The organism is Bifidobacterium sp. SO1 (assembly GCF_018555335.1).
In the GTDB taxonomy this organism is placed as follows: Bacteria; Actinomycetota; Actinomycetes; order Actinomycetales; family Bifidobacteriaceae; genus Bifidobacterium; species Bifidobacterium simiiventris.
The window spans coordinates 96689-116832 of the sequence record NZ_JAFEJR010000009.1 but is presented as its reverse complement, the minus strand read 5'-3'; the positions used below and the strand labels follow the sequence as shown (position 1 = coordinate 116832).

General features: G+C 63.8%; 16 protein-coding genes and 1 riboswitch. Of the genes, 7 read left to right on the top strand and 9 right to left on the bottom strand.

The annotated features are described in order from the left end of the window. Positions 1-328 precede the first annotated feature (328 nt). Together JS541_RS08790 and JS541_RS08785 are read left to right on the top strand one after the other, a co-directional pair. On the top strand, positions 329-2242 hold the full coding sequence (locus JS541_RS08790) for an alpha-amylase family glycosyl hydrolase (RefSeq protein ID WP_214374086.1): 1914 nt from the start codon (positions 329-331) through the stop codon (positions 2240-2242). Positions 2243-2316: 74 nt separating this feature from the next. Further along, positions 2317-2664, top strand: coding sequence for a phenylpyruvate tautomerase MIF-related protein (locus JS541_RS08785; RefSeq protein ID WP_214374085.1), 348 nt, complete (start codon positions 2317-2319; stop codon positions 2662-2664). A gap of 122 nt (positions 2665-2786) precedes the next feature. Here the strand turns inward: JS541_RS08785 and JS541_RS08780 are convergent, their stop codons facing one another. Beyond that, positions 2787-3767: an aldo/keto reductase gene (locus JS541_RS08780; protein WP_214374084.1), complete on the bottom strand. Its 981-nt coding sequence runs from the start codon at positions 3765-3767 to the stop codon at positions 2787-2789. Between the two features lie 108 nt (positions 3768-3875). Beyond that, positions 3876-3979, top strand: a riboswitch (TPP riboswitch). A gap of 261 nt (positions 3980-4240) precedes the next feature. Between JS541_RS08780 and thiS the strand changes: the two genes are divergently transcribed. After that, positions 4241-4435, top strand: a complete 195-nt coding sequence (gene thiS, locus JS541_RS08775) for a sulfur carrier protein ThiS (RefSeq protein ID WP_214374083.1) — start codon at positions 4241-4243, stop codon at positions 4433-4435. Positions 4436-4520: 85 nt separating this feature from the next. Beyond that, complete coding sequence (locus tag JS541_RS08770) at positions 4521-5444, top strand: thiazole synthase (RefSeq protein ID WP_236036962.1); 924 nt, start codon at positions 4521-4523, stop codon at positions 5442-5444. A 13-nt stretch (positions 5445-5457) separates the two neighbouring features. On the opposite strand, the gene JS541_RS08765 is transcribed toward JS541_RS08770, so the two are convergent. Beyond that, positions 5458-6936, bottom strand: coding sequence for an amino acid permease (locus JS541_RS08765; RefSeq protein WP_214374082.1), 1479 nt, complete (start codon positions 6934-6936; stop codon positions 5458-5460). A 352-nt stretch (positions 6937-7288) separates the two neighbouring features. On the opposite strand from JS541_RS08765, the gene upp reads away from it, so the two are divergent. After that, on the top strand, positions 7289-7930 hold the full coding sequence (gene upp, locus JS541_RS08760) for a uracil phosphoribosyltransferase (protein WP_163232729.1): 642 nt from the start codon (positions 7289-7291) through the stop codon (positions 7928-7930). Positions 7931-8238: 308 nt separating this feature from the next. Here the strand turns inward: upp and JS541_RS08755 are convergent, their stop codons facing one another. The 3 genes from JS541_RS08755 to JS541_RS08745 all read right to left on the bottom strand — a co-directional run bounded on the left by JS541_RS08755 (position 8239) and on the right by JS541_RS08745 (position 13434). Then, positions 8239-9282, bottom strand: coding sequence for a glycerophosphodiester phosphodiesterase family protein (locus JS541_RS08755; protein WP_214374081.1), 1044 nt, complete (start codon positions 9280-9282; stop codon positions 8239-8241). A gap of 494 nt (positions 9283-9776) precedes the next feature. Continuing rightward, complete coding sequence (locus JS541_RS08750; RefSeq protein ID WP_214374080.1) at positions 9777-11192, bottom strand: MFS transporter; 1416 nt, start codon at positions 11190-11192, stop codon at positions 9777-9779. Positions 11193-11430: 238 nt separating this feature from the next. Continuing rightward, a complete protein-coding gene (locus tag JS541_RS08745; RefSeq protein ID WP_214374079.1) occupies positions 11431-13434 on the bottom strand; it encodes a beta-L-arabinofuranosidase domain-containing protein in 2004 nt (667 codons plus the stop codon). A gap of 177 nt (positions 13435-13611) precedes the next feature. Between JS541_RS08745 and JS541_RS08740 the strand changes: the two genes are divergently transcribed. Both JS541_RS08740 and JS541_RS08735 read left to right on the top strand, forming a co-directional pair. Then, the gene (locus tag JS541_RS08740) at positions 13612-14808 is read left to right on the top strand and encodes a LacI family DNA-binding transcriptional regulator (protein ID WP_346428302.1); all 1197 of its coding nucleotides are present in this window, start codon (positions 13612-13614) and stop codon (positions 14806-14808) included. 284 nt (positions 14809-15092) lie between these two features. Continuing rightward, positions 15093-16043 carry a drug/metabolite transporter permease gene (locus JS541_RS08735; RefSeq protein WP_214374099.1) on the top strand — a complete coding sequence of 317 codons (951 nt, stop codon included), beginning with the start codon at positions 15093-15095 and terminating at the stop codon, positions 16041-16043. 374 nt (positions 16044-16417) lie between these two features. Here JS541_RS08735 and JS541_RS08730 read toward each other — a convergent pair whose 3' ends face one another. From JS541_RS08730 to JS541_RS08715, 4 genes are all read right to left on the bottom strand, one after another. Beyond that, the gene (locus JS541_RS08730) at positions 16418-18106 is read right to left on the bottom strand and encodes an AarF/UbiB family protein (protein ID WP_214374077.1); all 1689 of its coding nucleotides are present in this window, start codon (positions 18104-18106) and stop codon (positions 16418-16420) included. A gap of 124 nt (positions 18107-18230) precedes the next feature. After that, the gene (locus tag JS541_RS08725) at positions 18231-18464 is read right to left on the bottom strand and encodes a hypothetical protein (RefSeq protein WP_214374076.1); all 234 of its coding nucleotides are present in this window, start codon (positions 18462-18464) and stop codon (positions 18231-18233) included. 185 nt (positions 18465-18649) lie between these two features. Further along, positions 18650-19324 (bottom strand): HAD family phosphatase, encoded by a 675-nt coding sequence (locus JS541_RS08720; RefSeq protein ID WP_214374075.1) that lies wholly within the window; start codon positions 19322-19324, stop codon positions 18650-18652. 141 nt (positions 19325-19465) lie between these two features. Then, positions 19466-20023 (bottom strand): helix-turn-helix transcriptional regulator, encoded by a 558-nt coding sequence (locus JS541_RS08715; RefSeq protein WP_214374074.1) that lies wholly within the window; start codon positions 20021-20023, stop codon positions 19466-19468. Positions 20024-20144 lie beyond the last annotated feature (121 nt).

The window sequence follows — 20144 nt, the reverse complement described above, 5'->3', positions numbered from 1 at the left end:
ATACGTTCACATCGGCGTGATTCTCACGGCTAATGCGTTCCTCGTGCAACTCCCTTGCAGTGCATCAGTGGTTATTACTATAGCACGGTTTTGCAAACGTTGGCAATTCGTGGCAAAATTATTTACGACAAACGATGTCATTGATAACGCTAAACCGCAAGAATTGCAAAGGATTGCAGTCATGACCCAAACGCAACACGCCGAAGCCCCCCACACCCCCTCCCCCGCTTGTCATTTCGAGCGAAGCGAAGCGGAGCCGAGAAATCTTACCAACGCAGTCCCCTCCACAGATCTCTCCACTCCGCTGCGCTCCGGTCGAGATGACACTATGAACACCCCCTCCACCCCCGACCGCACGTGGCTCGACACCGCCGTCTTCTACGAGATCTATCCTCAGTCGTTCGCCGACTCGAACGGCGACGGCATCGGCGACATCCACGGCATCATCGATCATCTTGACTACGTTCGCAATCTCGGCTGCAACGCACTGTGGCTGAACCCGCTCTTCGACTCCCCCTTCAAGGACGCCGGCTACGACGTACGCGACTACACGCGCGTCGCCCCACGCTACGGCACCAACGACGATCTGGTCGCCCTGTTCGCCGCCGCCCACGAACGCGGCATCCGAGTCCTGCTCGACCTCGTCCCCGGCCACACCAGCGAAGAACACCCCTGGTTCCACGCCTCCTCCCAACCCAACACGACCAATCGCGGCGAGATCATTCCCTCCGCCGCCCCTTCCTCTGATTGTCATTGCGAGCAGAACGAAGGCACTCCCACTAAATGTCATTTCGAGCGAAGCGAAGCGGAGTCGAGAAATCTTACCGAGGCAGTCCCCGCCAAAGATCTCTCCACTCCGCTACGCTCCGGTCGAGATGACAACATGGGAGCCGGCTCCGATCGAGATGACAATACGGGAACAATCACTGATCACAACCCCACCCTCGCCTCCCGCTATATCTGGACCGACTCGTGGATCGCCGGCGGCGACGGCCTGCCCTTCATCGGCGGCGAAACCCCACGCGACGGCACCTATATCATCAACTTCTTCAAATGCCAGCCCGCACTCAACTACGGCTTCGCGCACCCGCGCCAATCCTGGCAGCACGCCGCACTCGGCCCCGAAGCCCTCGCCACCTGCGACGCGATGGTCGACGTCATGCGCTTCTGGCTGTCGCGCGGCGCAGACGGCTTCCGCGTCGACATGGCCGATAGCCTCGTCAAGCACGACGACGAAGGCAAGCCGGCCACCATCCGTACCTGGCAGTACATGTTCTCGAAGATCCGCCCCGAGTTCCCGGCCGCCGCGTTCGTCTCCGAATGGGGCCGCCCCTACGAGTCCATGCAGGCCGGCTTCGACATGGACTTCTACCTCGACTGGCGCTGGGACGGCAAGCCGAACGGCTACAACATGCTCCTGCGCAACACCGACACCCCGTTCGACCACGACGGCGATCTGAGCTACTTCAACGCGGATTCCGGCGCGTCGATCAAGCCGTTCCTCGACCAGTACCTGCCGCAGTTGCGCGACTGCGAGCGCGCGGGCGGCCTCTTCGATCTGATCTCCTGCAACCACGACACGCGACGGTTCGCGCCGCGACTGACCGAACGCGAGCGCAAGATCGCCTTCGGCATGCTGCTGACGATGCCCGGCTGCCCGTTCGTGTATTACGGCGACGAGATCGGCATGCGATACCGCGACCTGCCCACGAAGGAAGGCGGCTACACGCGCACCGGCAGCCGAACGCCGATGCAGTGGGACGGCGATCTGCCGAATCTTGGCTTCTCCGCCGCGCCCGCCGATGCGCTGTATCTGCCGGTCGAACCGGCGGGTGATACGGCCCATGACGCAACCGGCGCCGTCTCGCCTGTGACCGTTCCTACGGTCGCATCGGAATCCGCACGCGCCGACTCGCTGTACCACTGGATCACGTCGCTGCTGGCATTGCGCGCCGACTCCCCCGCGCTGAGGTCCAACGCGGCGTTCGAACCGGTCGCTGCACCTGAATCCGGCCGTGTCTTCGCCTATCTGCGCACTCCGGTCGACTCTTCGGGCGAGCGCAACGAGTCAGGCAGTCTTCCCCTCCTCATCGCCATGAATCCCGGTCGTGAGACCGAAACGGTCACGCTCCCGACCGAATTCGCCGCGCAGTCCCCCGCCGTCCGCCTCGCCATCGGCGAACCCGCGGTCGACGGCGCCACGCTCACGCTGCCTCCGCAGTCCTTCGTCATCCTCGGCTGACGCACGGCTGTTCCGCCGCCGCGACGGCGATTAGGATGGAAGCGGCAACGATACACACGTATCAAGGAGGAATCATGCCCGTTATTCACACCCACGTCTCCGTCAAGACCACGCCCGAGCAGCGCGAGGCGCTCAAGGCCGCGTACGGCAAGGCGATCAGCGCGGTGCCCGGCAAGTCCGAAGGCTGGCTGATGTGCCCGTTCGAGGACGACATGCCGATCTACTTCGCCGGATCCGACGACAAGCCGGCGGCGTACGTCGAGGTGAACGTGTTCGGTCGTTCCGTGCCCGGTTCGGCGTGGGAGAAGCTGACCGAGTCGATCATGGCGGCGCTCGAGGGCACGCTGGGCATTCCGCAGGACCGCACGTACATCCGCTACACGGCGACGACGGACTGGGGGTGGAACGGCGGCAACTTCTAGTTAGTTGTCACAGCTCCATCGCGGCCGCATACAGCGCGCTGTTATGAGGCGTGGCGGTTTTCTCTCGCTGAGCCAGCGCTCAGCGAGAGAAAACCGCCACGCCTCTGTTGTTTCGCCCGGTCTCAGCCGAGCAGCGCGAGTTCGTCCGGGGTCAGCCGCAGATCAGTCGCGGCGAACGAATCGTTGATCTCATGCGGATTGCGGGCGCTCGGGATCGTGAACAGACGGTCGTACCGGGTCAGCTCCCATGCGAGCACCACCCGCTGGTACGAGACGCCACGCGCGGCAGCAACCGCACGGAACGGATCGTACGCATGCCGGTCGAACGGGTCGAGGAACCCGCCGAGCGGCGACCAGCACACGAAATCAAGCCCGAGTTCGGCGCAATGCTCCATCGTATGTTCCGGATCGGGGTGCGAGGGCGAGAACTGGTTCTGCACGGCGATCAGCTTGTCGCCGAGGATCGCGCGGGCCGTGTCGATCTGCGCGTTGTTCACGCGGGAGATGCCGGCGTAGCGAATCACGCCTTCGTCGAGCAGCGTCCTGAGCGCGCCGATCTGATCCTCGTACGGCACGGCCGGATCGGGACCGTGCGAATACAGCAGGTCGAGCGCGTCCACGCCAAGGTGACGCGCCGATTCCTTCGCGTCGCGGATCATCGTCTCGGGCCGCGAATCGGCCATCCAACCGTACCGGCTGCCGGCCGCCTGCAATCGTTGGCGGTCGTCCTGCGCCACAGCCTCCCCTGCCGCGACGTCCGTGTCGATCGTGCGCCGGTATCCGGTTTTCGTCGCCACCAGCACCTCGCCGCGCGGACCGTCCCAACTGGCGAGCGCGTCGCGCACCAGCATTTCGCCGTACCCGAAATCGCCGGGAACGCCCGTGCCGTCCGCGCCCGGAGCGGTCGGCAGGTAGTACGACCACGCGGTGTCGAGGTAGCGCACGCCGGCGTCGAGCGCGGCGTGGATCGTGCCGATCGCCGTCTCACGGTCCGGACGTCCCTCGATGGCGAGCGCCATCGTGCCCATGCCGAGCCTGGAGATGCGATGCCCCGCGAAATCGACCGTGTTCGCGAAATCAGTGCCATGTTGCAACGTCGTCATACCGCCCATCATCGTGCGAGCCCCTGACGCGGATACGCTGCTTCATCGTTTCACGGCGGATCGCACCGCCGCTGGATGCCCTGTCGCACCCCGGGGCTTATGATGGTCACGCAACCGAACGGGAGCCCGGCTGGGCTGAGAGGAAGTCGCGAACTTCGACCGTCAACTTGATGCGGGTCATGCCGCCGTAAGGAAACGGGTTGTTTCGCCGTCGCAATCGATGCGCGGCGGTTCGCGATCATTTTTTCAGTCTGCGCGGGTTTTCGCATCCGTTGCATCGTCGTTGCGCGCGGACTCGTCACCGTGTCGCCGCGCCGCTGTTCGGATGATCGTTTGCGCGACAACTCAACATAATTCAAGAACAACCAGTGATACTTACGACAAGGGTCATGAAGGGGCGCACCACCTCACAGGGTACGGCTGCTTCAGCGACCCTTTTTTTCGAATCCGGCGCGGCCGGGGAAGGGGAACCGATGATCGTCAACGGTCAGGAGGAGCAGCTCGACGGGCCGATCAGCGTCGCCGAGTTCATCGAGCGCAAGGGATTCAAGCCGGCCCGTGTGGCCGTCGAGCTCAACGGCGAGATCGTGCCGCGGGCAAAGCGCGCGCAGACGATGCTCAAGGGCACCGACACCGTGGAGATCGTCACGTTCGTGCAGGGCGGCTGACGGCCGTGACGGCCGTGACGACCGGCAACGGGCATGCCGCGGCAACCAACGGCATCCATACGACATCGAATACGAAGGAGTAACCATGACTGGAGTAACCATGACTGCACCATCCACCGAACCCAACGTTTCGCCCACCGAACCGACGCTCGACGAACTCGTCGGCACTGCCACGAACACCGCGCTGCTGCCCGAGCCGGACGCCCACGCCTACGACGCGATTGCGACCGGCGACGCCGATCCGCTCATCCTCGGCGGGCACAAGTTCACGAGCCGGTTCATCCTCGGTTCGGGCCGCTACGATCTGAACCTCATCAAGGCCACGATCGAGAACGCGGGCACGCAGATCGTCACGATGGCGCTGCGCCGCTGCCGCACCACCGAGAACAACCTGCTCGACTACATCCCCAAGGGCATCACGATGCTGCCGAACACGTCGGGCGCGCGCAACGCGGAAGAGGCGGTGCGCATCGCGCGACTCGCCCGCGAGGTGTGCCAGACCGATTTCGTGAAGGTCGAGATCGAGCACGAGACGAAGTACCTGTTGCCGGACAACGCGGAGACGATCCGCGCGACCGAGATGCTCGCGAAGGAGGGGTTCGTGGTGATGCCGTACATGTTCCCGGACCCGATCGCGGCGCGGCAGCTTGAGGAGGCGGGCGCGGCGTGCGTGATGCCGCTCGGCTCGCTGATCGGCTCGAACAAGGGGCTGCGGATGCGCGATTTCATCGAGGTGATCATCGCCAACGCGCATGTGCCGGTCATCATCGACGCGGGTATCGGCCGGCCGAGCCAGGCCGCCGAGGCGATGGAGATGGGCGCGGACGCGGTGATGGCGTATACGGCGATCGCGTCCGCGGGCAACATCCCGGTGATGGCGCGCGCGTTCAAGCACGCGATCGAGGCCGGCCGCGAAGCGTATCTTGCGGGCCTCGGCACCGTGACCGAGGGTCATGCGGTGCCGTCCAGCCCGACCAACGCGGCCGACTATCTCTCTGCCAGCAAGTGATTACCGCGCGTGATTACTTGCGCACCTGCGTGATCTGGTAGGCGGCGAGCAGAATCGCCAGCCAGATCACGCCGGCGACCACGGCCACGCGGTAGCTCGGCGAGAAGCACATGAGCACCACGACGAGCGCAAGGAACGCGAGCACGATATACGGCATCACGCGCGCGAACGGCAGCTTGAAGTGGATCGCGTCCAACGCCGTCTTGCCCTGCAGTCCGGCAAGTTCGGCCGGACCGTCGCCGGCCGCGACGACCTTGCGGAAGTGCACTTCCGTGATCATGATCATCGACCAGTTGATCACGCCGGCGATCGTCGCGATCGACATGAGATAGTTGAACGCGAACTCCGGCCACAGGAACACGACAACTACGGCCAGCGCGGTGATGATCGCGGAGGTGATCACGCCCGCGACCGGCACGCCGCGCGAGTTGAGCTTGCCGAGGTACGCGGGTGCGTTGCCCTGCTTGGCGAGCGAGTACAGCATGCGCGAGTTCGCGTACAGGCCGGAGTTGTAGACGCTCATCACGGCGGTCAGGCACACGAAGTTGAGGATGCCGGCGGCCGCGTGCACGCCCACCGAGTCGAAGATCTGCACGAACGGGCTGGACTTGCCGTCGATCGTGTTCCACGGCACCACGGCCATGATCACGCCGAGCGCGCCGATGTAGAACACGAGGATGCGCCAGATGATGCCGTTCGTGGCACGCGGGATCGTGGTGCGCGGGTTCTCGGTCTCGCCCGCGGTGATGCCGATCAGTTCGGTGCCGCCGAAGCTGAACATCACGACGCACAGGGCCATGAGCAGACCGGTCCACTGGCCGTCGGCCGTGCGCTGCATGAGGCCGTGCGGGAAGAAACCGCCGTCGATCGCGAACCAGTTCGCGAAGCTGGCCTTGATGCCGGACGCGGTCGGGAGATTGGCGACGAGTACCGCGAGACCGCCGAGGATCATCGCGACGACGGCCACGATCTTGATGATCGCGAACCAAAATTCGAACTCGCCGAACTTGCTCACGCCGAGCAGGTTCGCGGCGGCGATCACGACGAGAAACACGGCCGCGGACACCCACTGCGGAATGTTCGGGAACCAGTAGTTGACAAATGAGCCGACGACCGACAGCTCGACCATCGACACGAGGATGTAGTTGAACCAGTAGTTCCAGCCGGAGACGAAGCCCGCGCGCTTCGACCAGTAGCGGGTGGCGTAGTAGCTGAACGCGCCGGCCTTCGGGTCTTCGACCGACATTTCGGACAACGCTCGCACGATCATGAAGATCGCGAGACCGCCGACCAGGTAAGCGAGCAGGATGCTCGGGCCGGCGAGGCTGATCGACTCACTCGAACCGTAGAACAGGCCGGTGCCAATCGCGCCACCGAGGGCGATGAGCTGGATGTGGCGGTTTTTCAGCGATTTTCGCAGGGTTGCGGGAACGGGGACGTCGTCGGTCTCACGTGGGTGGCGAGACGTGGTTGGGACGGGTGATGCTGCCATCTTGCTTCTTTCTCTCTTGCTCTCGTTGCAGAGAGCCGGTCGATCGGACGTGCATCGGTTCGCGTATCGCCAATCGATGCAACCGTATGCAATGGCCGCTATTGTATGCCGTCCCGCGCGACCGCCGTGCGATCCGTCCGATTCCGGGCGATGTCGGAACGATATGGCGCCGGACGATGCGGCGCCGACGTCCGAATAGACGCGCGGTGCGTCAACGTATCGAGCAATCATCCGGCGCGGCAGTCCGTCCGGCGAGACACACGTCCCCGCCCGCCGCCATCCCAAAACGTCCGGCGCGGCACCCCTCCCCGGCCAGCGATTGCGCGGGGCTTTCGTAGTACGCTTGGGTCTTATGGAACTCACTGTTTTGAATCACCCGCTGGTCGAGCACAAGCTCACCGTCCTGCGCGATAAGAACACCTCCTCCGCCACCTTCCGCGAGCTCGTCTCCGAACTCGTCATGCTGGAGGCATACGAGGCCACCCGCAACCTCGACGTGGTCGACAAGCCGATCGAAACGCCGGTCGCCCCGATGATCGGCAAGCACATCGCCGAACCCCGCCCGATCATCGTGCCCGTGCTGCGCGCCGGCCTCGGCATGCTCGACGGCATGACCAAGATGATCCCGTCCGCCGAAGTCGGCTTCCTCGGCATGAAGCGCGACGAGGAGCACCCGACCCAGCAGATCACCTACGCGAACCGCCTGCCCGACGACCTGACCGGCCGCCAGTGCTTCCTCATCGACCCGATGCTCGCCACCGGTGGTACGCTCGTCGCCGCCACGCATTATCTGGCCGAGCGCGGCGCCAAGGATGTCACCGCGGTGTGCATCATCGCCGCGCCGGAAGGCATCCAGTTCGTGCAGGAGCACATCGACCCGTCCATCGATTTCAAGGTCGTCGTGTGCGCGGTCGACGAGAAGCTCAACGAGAAGTGCTACATCGTGCCGGGTCTGGGCGACGCCGGCGACCGCCTCTACGGCGTGGTCGACTGACGAAGTCGTACACGGAACCGATCAACCGATCGTCACGGTGATACGTGACATGATAAGTGGGCAAACCCGGACCTCACAGGATGACGGACGGGTGAACCCGGATCGGGGAAAGACGGAAAGTGGGTGAATCCGGATCTCACAACGGCAAAGGTGGGTAGATCCGGACCATCCCACACGTCGAAATAACGAAAGTGGGTATTTGTGGACTATTTGGACCTCCGATCGGAGTCTAACTAGTCCACAAATACCCACTTATGATTTTCGGTGTCCTATTTCACCCACCTATGAGATGAGATGGGCACCCCGCCTCAGCGCTCGGGCACGAACGCCTCGAAGATGTGACGGTCGAACCAGTCATCGCACTCGGCCAACTCGTCGCTGCTGCGCACGGTCCATGAGACAGCCGTCGCGCCCATCGCACGGGACGCACGAACCTGCGGATAGTTGCCGCCATGCCAGTCATACGCCACGAAATCAGGCCGCGACATCCAGTCGAAGATCAGCAGTCCGGCCACGCACTCCAGCCAACCGTCTTCCTCGAGCGTCACACCGCCCGCCAGCTGACCGCGGCACACTTCCGGACGATGGTTCTTGTACCATTCCACGGCCCGCGGGTTGAACGATTCGATCACATACGCGCCGTCGTACGCCTGCAGCAGCGCGTCGCCCTTCTCCACCAGCTCTTCTTCGCGCGAACCGAACGCGGCGTTGTCGTCGAACTTGTACTCCACGATCAGCGGCACACGGCCGGCGACCACGCGCAGCACGTCCGAGAACAGCGGCACGTGCTGGTAGTAGCCGGCCGGCGGGTTCGCGGGGGTTGTGACGGTCGCCGGATCGTCGGCGCCGGGCAGTTCGGACGCGATCGCGGTGCCCGGAGCATCGTTCGGGAACAGGGGGATGCGGGTCAGCTCGTCGTACGTCAGATCGGCCACGCGGCGCGGATCGCCGGCCACGCGCTTGAGATCGGGATCGTGCACGACAATGACCTGTCCGTCCTTCGTCAGCTGCAGGTCGAGCTCGATGCCGTAACCGGCCTCGGCGGCGGCGGCGAACGCGGCGAGCGAGTTCTCCGGCGCGATCGACGTGGTGACGGACGGGTCGCCGTAGCCGGCCTTCATGGCCATGCGGCGCGCGCGGGCCACGTATTCGCCGCTTTCGATCGCGTACTGCGGGGTCAGGCCGGAACCGGCGTCGTGCAGGCCGCGGTGCGCGTACCAGACGTCCGGCACGGACGGCACGTAGTTGTGCTGCTTGTCGGTGAACGAACGCGGCTTGATCGCCCATGCCGCGGCTCCGGCGGCCACCGCGCCGCCGACGAGAAGATGCTTGAGGAACGTGTTGGATGCCATGGTTTCCTCCCTTAGGCCACCCGCTTGGATTTCCATTCCGAGCCTAGCCCACCCACTGCCCCAGCTGCCGGCACATACGGATATGTCCGCTTTCGTCCAGGACCACCCCACTACTGGACGAAAGCGGACGCTAAGCACGGCAAGAGCGTCCGCTTCCCACAAGAACCGGCGTGATCCTAGCGAGAAACGGACGTAAGAAGAACGATCAGCGTCCGCTTCCCACAAGAACCGGAACTATCCTGACAGAAAACGGACGCTCAGCGAACCTAGCCAAGGATCACCGATTCGGAATGCAGCCGGATACGACGCAAGCCGTGCGGATGCGGCGGGGCGTAACGCTACATACACACGGCTTGCGGATGACGAGTCGGATCCCGCGCGGGTGACGCCCCGGCCAATCGCGCACCGGGTCACGCTCCACGCGGAATCCGTTTGGTTATTCGGTTATCGGCATTCGGCTGTTTCGATCGGCCGGCAGACCGACCGAGGCGGGATCACTCGCCGGCTTCGGCGAGCGCCTTCGCGTGACGCTCGGCCAGCTCGGCCTTGATCTGCGGCTCCATCTTCTCGTACTTGCGGTAGAAACACATGATCACGCCGACGATGACGTAGACGATGACCGGCAGCCAGATGAAGCAGAAGCTGATCGCGTCCTGCGCGGACTGCGACTGGACTTCCTTGTTGGCGTCGTAGCCGGCCGCGCCCATGATCTCGAGCGGCAGGAACGCACCGAAGCCGGAGCCGACCTGGATGCAGAACGCGGAGCCGACGGCGGTCAGGAAGCCGGCCGCGTGCACGCCGGTCTTCCACTCGCCGTAGTCGACGGTGTCGGCGAGCATGCCGAACGGCATACCGATGGCGATGGCCGCGCCGAACACGCCGATGGTCCAGAAGATAACGAGCAGCGGGACGTTGGTGCCGGCGAGCGGCATGAGCGCCTGGCCGACGCCGCCGATGACGAGGCCGATGATCATGGTTAGGGTCTTGTTCTTGGTCTTGTTGGCGATGATCGGCATGGCAATGGTGCCGAGCAGGCCGAGGACCTGCACGCCGTTGAACAGCGAGGTCAGGTTGCGGTTGTCGAGCACGTACTGCGCGTAGTAGGTGGACACGCCGTTACGGGTGGACTGGGCGACCCAGTAGATCACGAACGCGACGACGAGGATGATCCACGGCCAGTTGCCCTTGGCGGCCTTGAAGGAGTCCTTCAGCGGGATCGGCTTGTTGAGTTCGGGGTGGTAGTTGCGCTCGTTGAGGTTCTTGAAGGAGAACAGGAGCAGCGCGATGGCGATGACGCCCCAGATCGCGGTGACGATCATGAAGCCGGCCTTGTCGCCGCCGCCAACCATGGTGCCGAAGACACCGACCAGCGGGATGGTGAAGGACGAGGTGATGAAGGAGCCGATCTGGCCGCCGGCCATGCGGAAGGAGTTGGCGTTGTTGCGCTCGGTCGGGTCGGAGGTGAGGTTCGGCAGGATGGCGGTGATCGGGGTCTGGATGCCGGTGTAGACGGCGCCGGCGGCCAGGATGTAGGTGATCAGCGCGTACGCGAACTTCGGGGCGCCTTCAGGCAGACTCGGCGCGGTGAACGCGATCCACACGGTGACCGCGAACGGCACGCACAGCCACAGGAACCACGGGCGGGACTGGCCCCACTTGGTGTTGGTGTGGTCGACGATGGAGCCCCACACGATGGCGGAGATCGCGTCGGCGAAGCGGGCGACGAGCAGGATGGTCGCCGCGCCCAGCGCGCCGGCGGCCGGGATGTGGAAGACGTTGGTGTAGAAGTACATGATGTACGACGAGATCGTCACGTACAGCAGGTTGCCGGCCATGTCGGTGAAGGAGTAGGCGATCTTCTCCTTCGTAGAAAGCTTCACTGCGGAAGCGTCCTGAGTTGCAGCACTCATTGTTGTTGTTTCCTTCTTCGTTGATTGGTGAAAAACTGTCGGATTGTCATCTCGAGCGGAGTGAAGTCACTTCACTGTCATCTCGAGCGGAGTGAAGCGCAGTCGAGAGATCCTTCGATGCGATACGCTCTCGTAAGATTTCTCCGCTCGCTGCGCTCGGTCGAAATGACAGGTGGGTCAATTCGCCCGGTCGAAATGACAGGGCGACGGCCCCTCGGCCGAGGGGCCAGGACGGGGATCAGAAGTCGGAGTCGAACCAGACCTGCATCTGGCCGATCTCGCGGTTGGCCCACGCGTAGTACGGGATGAGCTTCAAGTCGTAGGATTTCTCCCCGACCGGGTGCTCCTCGACGTCCGCGTACAGCGGGAAGTCGTCGCCGTCATGCGTGCGCTTGGTGGCCGGGATCGTGATGACCTCCACGCCGTCGAGTTCGCCGAAGTGGTATTCGGCCTTCGCGCGGTCGGCGTCGTGGCTGCCGATGTGGTAGTTCCACAGCGGTGCGGTGTTGTCGGTTTCCTCGGCGCAGAACACGATCGGTCCGCGCATCACGGCGATCTTGCCGATGTCGTGGCGAACCAGCGTCTTCGAACGCATGAACTTCACGGCCATGTCCAGGTCGAGCGTCACGGTCGTCGTCTCGCCGGCGGCCGCGGCAATCGTCACGAATCCGTCCACGACCGGCAGGCGGCGCGCGTCCTCGCCGTTCACGGTCATCTCGTGCTTGGATGCGGACCACGACGGGATGCGCACGAGGAACTGAACCGGCTGCGCGCCTTCCGGCACGCTCACCGTGAACTCGATGTGGCCGTCCCATGGGAAGTTGGACTTCTGCGAGACCTTCACGCCGTCGAAGAACTCGGCGTCGTTCGCGATGAACTGGTGGGCGATGATCTCACGCTTGTCCTCATGCACGGTGTACAGGTGGCGGTCCACGGACGCGATGAGTCGCGCGATGTTGGCCGGGCAGCACGCGCAGCCGAACCATTCGGCGCGGTGCATGAGCACATGGTAGCGGTCGGGGTTGTGCTCGGTAGCCTGCGGGTCGGCCTCGAGCGCGTTAACGTAGTAGAAGTGCTTGCCGTCGAGCGCGATGCCGGCGATGGAGCCGTTGAACAGCTCCTTCTCGAGCACGTCGGCGTATTCGCCACGCGTCTCGAGTTCGAGCATCTGGTGCGCGAGGAAGCTCATGGCGACGGACGCGCAGGTCTCGCCGTACATGGTGTCGCTCGGCAGGTCGTAGTCGTAGGTGAACGCCTCGCCGACGTGCGTCGAACCGACGCCGCCGGTGATGTACATGCGCTTGGTGACGATGTTGTGCCACAGGCGTTTGGCGGTCTCCTCGAGTTCCGTGTCGCCGGTCAGACGGGCGACGTGGGCGACGCCGGTGAGCATGTAGCCGACGCGCACGGCGTGGCCTTCGGCGGTGAGCTGCTGACGGATCGGACGTGCGGTCTGCGTGTACTCGTGCGTCCAGCCGCGCATCTGCGGGAAGATGTCGGTCGAGCCGTCGCCGATCTTCTCGTTCTGCTTGTCGTAGAAGCTCGGGTCCTTGCCGCGCACGTCGATGAAGAACTGCGCGAGCTTCAGGTACTTGTCTTCGTGCGTGACCTCGAACAGGCGGGCGAGCGCGAGTTCGATCTCCGGGTGGCCGTCGGCTCCGGGGATTTTGCCGTCGGTTTCGCCGAAGTTCGCGTCGAGGCAGTCGGCCATCTTCTTGGCGACGTCGAGCGCCTGCTGGTTGCCGGTGACCTCGTAGTACGCGACGGCGGCCTCGATGTAGTGGCCCATCACGTACATCTCGTGGGACTGCTGGATCTGGGTGAAGCGGTTGCGCTTGGCGAACGCGCCGGACTTGATGATGTACGGGGTGTCGAGGTAGCCGTCGGGGCGCTGGGCGCGGGCGATGAGGTCGACGAGCTTGTCGCACAGCTCCTTGAGTTGGTCGTCCGGCTCGTACGCGAGCGAGTACGCGGCTTCCTCGAGCCACTTGTACACGTCGGAATCCTGGAAGACGAAGCCCTTGAACTCGCCCTTCTCGTCGCCGGCGGCGATGCGCAGGTTACGCACGGCGCGGCTGTAGTGGTAGTCGATGTCCTGCTTGGCGCCGGACGGGTCGCGCGGGATGTCGATCTTCTGTTCGTCGTTGATGACCGCCCACTGGTAGGGGATCACTTCCTTGGCAACGTTCTCACGATACCGCTTCCAGAACGGCGAAGTGACCGTGACATGTTGCGTAGTCATGGTGCGTCCTTTCGACACTGTAGGTACTGCTTACTGCTGTTGTTTCCGGCCGTCGGAGAGGTCCGCTGCCATGCGGTGGCGCCCTTTCGGCTGTTGTCGATGACGATATTAAGTGAGCGTTAACCGTCGCGTCCGCGGGTCTTGCGAATGCGAAAATTTTCGCATACCCTATTATTTGTGAACGCTCACGCAACCATCGCCGATATCGCACCGTCGCAATCGCATCAGTCGGCACGCCACTCTCCATCCCCTGTCATTTCGAGCGAGCGCAGCGAGTCGAGAAATCTCCCTCCCGCCCCGCAACCGTCACGCCGCCGTCCCACCCTTGCCGACGTCGCGCGTCTTGCGAACGTATCCATCGCCACCGCATCGAAGGCGCCCAACCGCACCGACCGCGTCTCCGCGAGCACGCAGCGCGCGATCATCGAAGCCGCCCAGCAGCTCGGCTATCGCAAATCGACCGAATCCGCCTCCGCGTCGTCGCCGCACCACCGCCAACGCTCCGGACTCGTCGGACTCATCACCTCCGACTACAACGGCCGGTTCGCCCTGCCGATGCTCACCGGCGCGGAGACCACGCTGGGAGCCTCCAATCACGCCGCGTTGCTCATGAGTTCGCACGGCCGACCCGCGCTCGAACGCAGCCATATCGACCGGCTCGCGGCGCATGGTGTGGACGGCCTGATCGTCGTCGGCAGCACGACGAACCCGCGGCCTCCGCTCGATCCGAAGACCACGATGGGACTGCCGGTCATCTACGCGTACGATCCGTCGCGCGATCCGGCCGACTGCTCGATCATCTGTGACAACGTTGGCGCGGGCGCGCAGGCGATCGAGTACCTGCTCAGCCTGGGTCGGCGGTATATTGCGATCATCGCCGGGCCGGAGGATTTCCAGGCCGCGAAGGACCGTGCGCGCGGGGCGTGGCGCACGTTCACACTGTACGATTTCCGGCCCGTGGCGGTGCTGTTCGACGCGTGGAGCGAGGAGTGGGGCGAGCGGGCGGCACAACTGCTGATCGAGCAGCACCCGCATCTCGACGCGATCTACTGTTTGAGCGACGAGATCGCGCGCGGGGCGGTGCGCGGGCTGATGGCGGCCGGCAAACGCGTGCCGCAGGACGTGGCCGTGGTCGGGCACGACAACTGGTTCGTGTTCGCGGCGAACGCGCATCCGACGTTGACCACGTTCGACAACAACATTCCGATGCTCGGCAAGATGGCCGCGCGGTATCTGCTGGATGCGCTGGCCGGGCGGCCGCACCACGGGGTGTTCACGGTGGAGTGCCCGATGGTCGTGCGTGAGTCCACCGACCCCATGCGCCGCACCCCGCTCGAAAGCACCGGCCGCATCTTCAACCGCCAAGGCGGGTGACGTCTGCTCTCCATCGCACGCACCCGCCCCATACCTGCGAAGGCAGCTCCGAGAAACCGTCGGCAAGTCGTTCCGCGCATCCAGGCCCAGCCCGGCACCATCCCACATAGAATGGCTCTGGCATCAGCATCACCCCAGACGAAGGACCCGTCATGACCGATCATCCGCAGCAATCCGCGCAATCACAGCCGCCGGCATCGGCCACCCAGCGGCCCTCCGCCGGCGGCCACCCCATCTCGTCGGCCGCGACGACGGTCGGCTTGTGCGCGATCCTGCTGTGGAGCATGATGACCGGTCTCGTGCGCGTGGTCGCCGACGCGTTCGGCGCGACGCTCGGCTCGGCGCTCATCTACACCACCGGCGTCGTGCTGCTCATGATCTTCCACCGTCCCGCGCCGTTGCGCGAATATCCGCGCAAATACCTGCTGTTCGGTGGATTGCTGTTCGTGTTCTACGAATCGTCGATCTCGCTGTCGATCGGGCTCGCGAGCACGGCCGAATCGTCGGTCGAGGTGAGTCTGGTGAATTATCTGTGGCCGACGATGATGGTGCTGCTGACGGCCGCCGTGTTCCCGACCGTGCGGCGACGCGGCGTTGCGGCAGATCGCCGCAATATCGCCGCGGCTGCCAACGATGGCACCGCCGATGGCGTCGGCGGGCGCAGCGACGGCAACACGCGTCCCAGCCGACTGCGCTCCGTACTGCGCGTGTTGCCGGGCGCGATCGTCGCCACTGCCGGCGTGGTGCTGGCGGTCGGCGGTAACAGCGGCCTGGACTGGGGACTGGCCGCACAGCATATCGCCGCGAATCCGCTGCCGTATCTGCTTGCGTTCGCCGGCGCGTCCGCATGGTCGGTGTATGCGGTGTTCACGCCCGCGATGGCCGACGGAAAGGATGGCACGTCCGTGTTCTTCCCGTTCGTGGCGGTGGCATTGTGGGTGATTCACTTCACGTCGGGCGAGGGCTGGCCTCCAGCCGCCCCGTCGATCTGGGGATGGCTGGCCGTGCTCGGCGCGGCGGCGTCGATCGCGGGCGGCTACGCCTGCTGGGGTCACGGCATTTTGCACGGCAGCATGCGCACGTTGGCAATGGCGAGCTACGCCGCACCGGTTCTGTCCACCGCCGCCAGCGCTGTCCTGCTCGGTCTCGCGCTGTCCCTGCCGTTCTGGTGCGGCGCGCTCCTCGTCGCCGCCGGCTCCATCCTCAACTGGTGGATCTCCTCCCGCCGCCGGTAACAGCGGAAGCCCATACATCTCCACGTCATTTCAAGCGGAGCGAAGCTGTCTCCACGTCATTCTGAGTGAGTCAAACCTGTCTTTGTGTCATTTCAAGCGGAGCGAAGCTGTCTTCATGTCATTTCGAGCGAGGCGAAGCCGAGTCGAGAAATCTTCCGAAAACGCAAATCCGCGGAAGATTTCTCCGCTCGCTGCGCTCGGTCGAAATGACAACGATGGCGCCACCGTAGACCAAGTACCGCCCGCGCTCACCGACCCTTACATTCTCGCGGCACTCAACTGACACCACCGCAACTTCATAAAATTTTTATGAAGTTTGGTCCATAACTTCATAACTGACTTATGAAGTTGCGAACACGAGTACCGCCCAGCGCTCACCGCTTCTTGCGGCGCTTGAAGTTGATGTCGAAGACGATCCACGCGGACAGCACGAACGCGACCACGTAGCCCATAAAACCAACCACCGGGATGCCGAAAATGATCGGCTTCATGCCGGCGAAATACACGATCGATGACCCGACGAACAGCCCAACGACGATCAGCGCCATAGTTAAGCGGTTCACCATGTCGGAAAGCTTGTTCATCGGCTCCTCCGCACCGATCAGTTCCACATTGACGCGCAACTGCCCGCGCGTAAGCATGCGCGACGCGGTCTTCGCCTCGGCCAGCGCGCTCAGCAGCCCGTGCAGCGCGAGATGTCCCTCGACACCAAGTGACTCCAGTTCGTCTCGCGCCGCCTGTTTGGGCGACTTACTCGTCGCGATGTGCTTCGAGATGATCTCGATCATGTTCACGTCGGGAATGAACTCGTCGAGCAACCCCTCGAGCGTCACCAACGCGCGCCCGACCGTCGTGACCGAACTCGGCACCTCGATCCCGTGCCGTTGCGCGAGCTGAGTCAGTTCGGTGATGAACGCGGCGATGTCCAGATCGGACAGATCGACCGTGCCGTACTCGGCGACGATCGTGTCGAGATCGGCAAGCAGCGCGGGATAGTCCTCAGGATTATTGGCAGATCCGGCGAACCGCAGCAAACCGTCGGCGAGCGCAGGCGTGTCCTGCTTGGCAACGGCGAAGATCATCTGTTTCATGACCTGCCGCGTCTTCATGTTGAGCCGACCGGTCATGCCGAGATCGAGCAGGACGATCTGTCCGCCGGCGACCATGATGTTGCCGGGGTGCGGGTCGGCGTGGAAGAAGCCGTCGTCCAATATCTGCGTGGCGTAGTTGTCGACGAGTTTGGTGCCGATTTCCTTGAGATCGTAGCCGGCGGCAATGAGCCGGTCGGGATGGGAGACGGAGATGCCTTCGATGTAGTCCATCACGACAACGTGTTCAGTGCACAGGTCCATGTACGGCTTCGGGCAGTCCATGTACTTGTACGGCTCGCAGAATCGTTTGAATTCCGCGAGATTGCGCGCCTCCACGAGGAAGTCGGTTTCGGATTCGAACGTGTCCCACAGTTCCTCGACCACGCCGCCGAGGTCCACGACCTGCGCGGTGGAGACGACTTTGGTGGCGACTTTTGCGATCGATCGCATGATCGACACGTCCTGTGCCATCGTTTCTCGCACGCCGGGTCGCTGGACCTTGACGGCCACGTCCTCGCCGGTGAGGAGCGTGGCGCGGTGGACCTGTGCGAGCGATGCGGAACCGAGCGGTGTGGCGTCGATGTGCTCGAAGATCTCGTCGACCGGGCGGCCGTATTCGTGCGACAGCGTTTCGACGACGGTTTCGTACGGCATCGGATCGGCGTCGGCGCGCAGTTTAGCCAGTTCGTCGCAGAACGATTGCGGCAGCATTTCCGAACGCATCGACAGGATCTGGCCGACTTTGACGAACGTGGGCCCGAGCGCCTCGAGCATGAGCCGCATTTTGACCGGGGTTAGACCGTGGGCGACGTCGAACTGCTTGGCGATGCCGGCGATCTGCTTGAGCCGCTTGATCTTGCCCCAGCGGGTGAGATGGTAGCGTTCGGAGAACACGTCGCGGCGCGGACCGAACAGGTCGAGCGTTTCCCCCGACCATTCAGTCTGCGTGTATGCGTTGATTCCGTTGGCCATAAGCACCCCTGAGCTTGATATGACGGTTGATATGACAAGCGGAGAAATCCTATGCGCTGGTAGGCTTCATAGGATTTCTCCGCTCACTGACGTTCGGTCGAAATGACGATGAATGACCTTGCGGTCACTCGGCCTTGGGCTCCTCGGCGGCCGCATCCTTCTTGGCGGACTCCTCCTTGACCTCGGCGGCCTTGCGCTTGAGCTCGGTGTTGAGAGCCTTGCCCTGTTCGACCGTCAGTTCACCCTTCTTGACGAGATCGTCGACGATCTCCTGGCTCTTCTCCACGGTGGTGGCAAGAGCACCGACGCCTGCAAGGAACACCTTGCGCAGGCCATCGCCAAAATCAAAATCAGCCATGATACGCCTCCTTAATACGCGTGTATGGTCACTGACCAGCCTACTCCGCGCAAGCTATATTTTCACGCGACTTCAGCGGTCAAAACGCCTTGCGACATTGGAAGAATCTTGGCCCCCTCGGCTGAGGGGGCTGTCAGCGAAGCTGACTGGGGGAGCGTCACACCCATTCACACGTTTAATAACCATCACGCGCCGACACGCTGGCGCACGTAGCCGTCGAGCACGTCGGCCGTCACGCCGTCGTACGAGGAGATCGACGCGAACTGCGGGCCGTTGGAGGTATCCGTGTTGATGTATCCGGTCTGCGCGATCAACGTCGCGCCCGACGCGGCCGCCGACTTCAGGCCGCTCATCGAGTCCTCCAGCGCCACGCAATATGCCATGTCTTCCGGCGCGATGCCCAGTAACTTGGCCGCGGCCAGATACGGTTCGGGAGACGGTTTCTTCTCCACGTCGTCGTCACCGCAGATGAACCCGGCGAACGCGTCCTTCGGCGCCTGATCGACCAGTCCCTGAGCCAGATGGCGCGGCGACGTGGTGACCAGCACAGACGGGATGCCCGCGGCGACCAACGATTCGAGCACGGCGGTCACGCCGGGGATCCACGGCATGTGCGCGGCTTCGGCCTTCGCCACGTAATCGATCATGCCCTTGCCGATCTCCTCGATCGACAGTTGGCATCCGTGGTCGACCATGCGCTGCGCGACCTGCGGCACCGGCGTGCCCGACCCCTGCCATGCGAGGTCGAGATCCCAGTAGCCGCCATGTGCCTTGGCGATCTCCATTTCCCCGGCATGCCAGTACGGCTCGGAGTCGATCAACGTGCCATCCATATCCCAGAACACGGCTTTGAGCAGCATCGCAAGGCACCTTTCCTTCGATATCGGTTTGCTGTATCTATCTCACCAAACCTCACGGACGAGCACGCGCCGCGCAATGTCGATTTCGTATCGGCCCGTATCAGGATCGGAAAGACGGCACAAGAGGCCGCGACCGACCGGCTAATCGCCAAGCAGCACAAGCTCGGAGGGGATGAGCTCGGCCTCGTCGGCCGGGCCGGCCGTAATCTGCAACGGCTTGCCGCTGCCACGCCGCCAGATGCGGTAATACTTCGACTTGGCCTGACGTACTTCGACGACCTCGCCGTCGATGCCGGCCTCGAACACGCTGTCGCCCTCAAGCCGACGACGCAGATGACGGTTCTGCCGGCGCAGCTGGCGATTCTCCTCCTGCAACGAGAGGATGCGCGTGATACCGGCCAGATTGATACCCTCGGACTGGCTCAGATGCTGAGCCTGGGCCAGCCGGTCGATGTCACGCAACGTGTAGCGGCGCGCACCGCCTTCAGTGCGCTTGGGCACAACCAGCCCGAGACGGTCGTACTGCCGCAATGTCTGCGGATGCACACCCGCCAGTTCGGCCGCCTGACCGACCGCGAACACCGGCAGCTCAACGTTCAATCCCAACGAGTCCACCGCGTCGAGATCGGCGCGACCGGAGACGAGCGCCGCCGCACACGCGGCGTAGGCACGCTTGACTTCCTGCGCGATTCTCGCCATATGCACTCATCTCCTTACTGTTTCTTGGCTCCCTCGGCTGAGGGAGCTGGCTCGCGAAAGCGAGACTGAGGGAGCGTCATACCCACGCCCCGTCATGTCACCCGAGCAGAGTCTCACCCCT

What these genes read in the sequence shown, in the direction of transcription:
- upp (WP_163232729.1), top strand. Translation starts at nt 7,289, where the DNA reads ATGGAACTCACTGTTTTGAATCACCCGCTGGTCGAGCACAAGCTCACC.
- thiS (WP_214374083.1), top strand. Translation starts at nt 4,241, where the DNA reads ATGATCGTCAACGGTCAGGAGGAGCAGCTCGACGGGCCGATCAGCGTC.
- JS541_RS08735 (WP_214374099.1), top strand. Translation starts at nt 15,093, where the DNA reads ATGATGACCGGTCTCGTGCGCGTGGTCGCCGACGCGTTCGGCGCGACG.
- JS541_RS08770 (WP_236036962.1), top strand. Translation starts at nt 4,521, where the DNA reads ATGACTGGAGTAACCATGACTGCACCATCCACCGAACCCAACGTTTCG.
- JS541_RS08790 (WP_214374086.1), top strand. Translation starts at nt 329, where the DNA reads ATGAACACCCCCTCCACCCCCGACCGCACGTGGCTCGACACCGCCGTC.
- JS541_RS08730 (WP_214374077.1), bottom strand. Translation starts at nt 18,106, where the DNA reads ATGGCCAACGGAATCAACGCATACACGCAGACTGAATGGTCGGGGGAA.
- JS541_RS08750 (WP_214374080.1), bottom strand. Translation starts at nt 11,192, where the DNA reads ATGAGTGCTGCAACTCAGGACGCTTCCGCAGTGAAGCTTTCTACGAAG.
- JS541_RS08715 (WP_214374074.1), bottom strand. Translation starts at nt 20,023, where the DNA reads ATGGCGAGAATCGCGCAGGAAGTCAAGCGTGCCTACGCCGCGTGTGCG.
- JS541_RS08765 (WP_214374082.1), bottom strand. Translation starts at nt 6,936, where the DNA reads ATGGCAGCATCACCCGTCCCAACCACGTCTCGCCACCCACGTGAGACC.
- JS541_RS08785 (WP_214374085.1), top strand. Translation starts at nt 2,317, where the DNA reads ATGCCCGTTATTCACACCCACGTCTCCGTCAAGACCACGCCCGAGCAG.
- JS541_RS08725 (WP_214374076.1), bottom strand. Translation starts at nt 18,464, where the DNA reads ATGGCTGATTTTGATTTTGGCGATGGCCTGCGCAAGGTGTTCCTTGCA.
- JS541_RS08755 (WP_214374081.1), bottom strand. Translation starts at nt 9,282, where the DNA reads ATGGCATCCAACACGTTCCTCAAGCATCTTCTCGTCGGCGGCGCGGTG.
- JS541_RS08720 (WP_214374075.1), bottom strand. Translation starts at nt 19,324, where the DNA reads ATGCTGCTCAAAGCCGTGTTCTGGGATATGGATGGCACGTTGATCGAC.
- JS541_RS08780 (WP_214374084.1), bottom strand. Translation starts at nt 3,767, where the DNA reads ATGACGACGTTGCAACATGGCACTGATTTCGCGAACACGGTCGATTTC.
- JS541_RS08745 (WP_214374079.1), bottom strand. Translation starts at nt 13,434, where the DNA reads ATGACTACGCAACATGTCACGGTCACTTCGCCGTTCTGGAAGCGGTAT.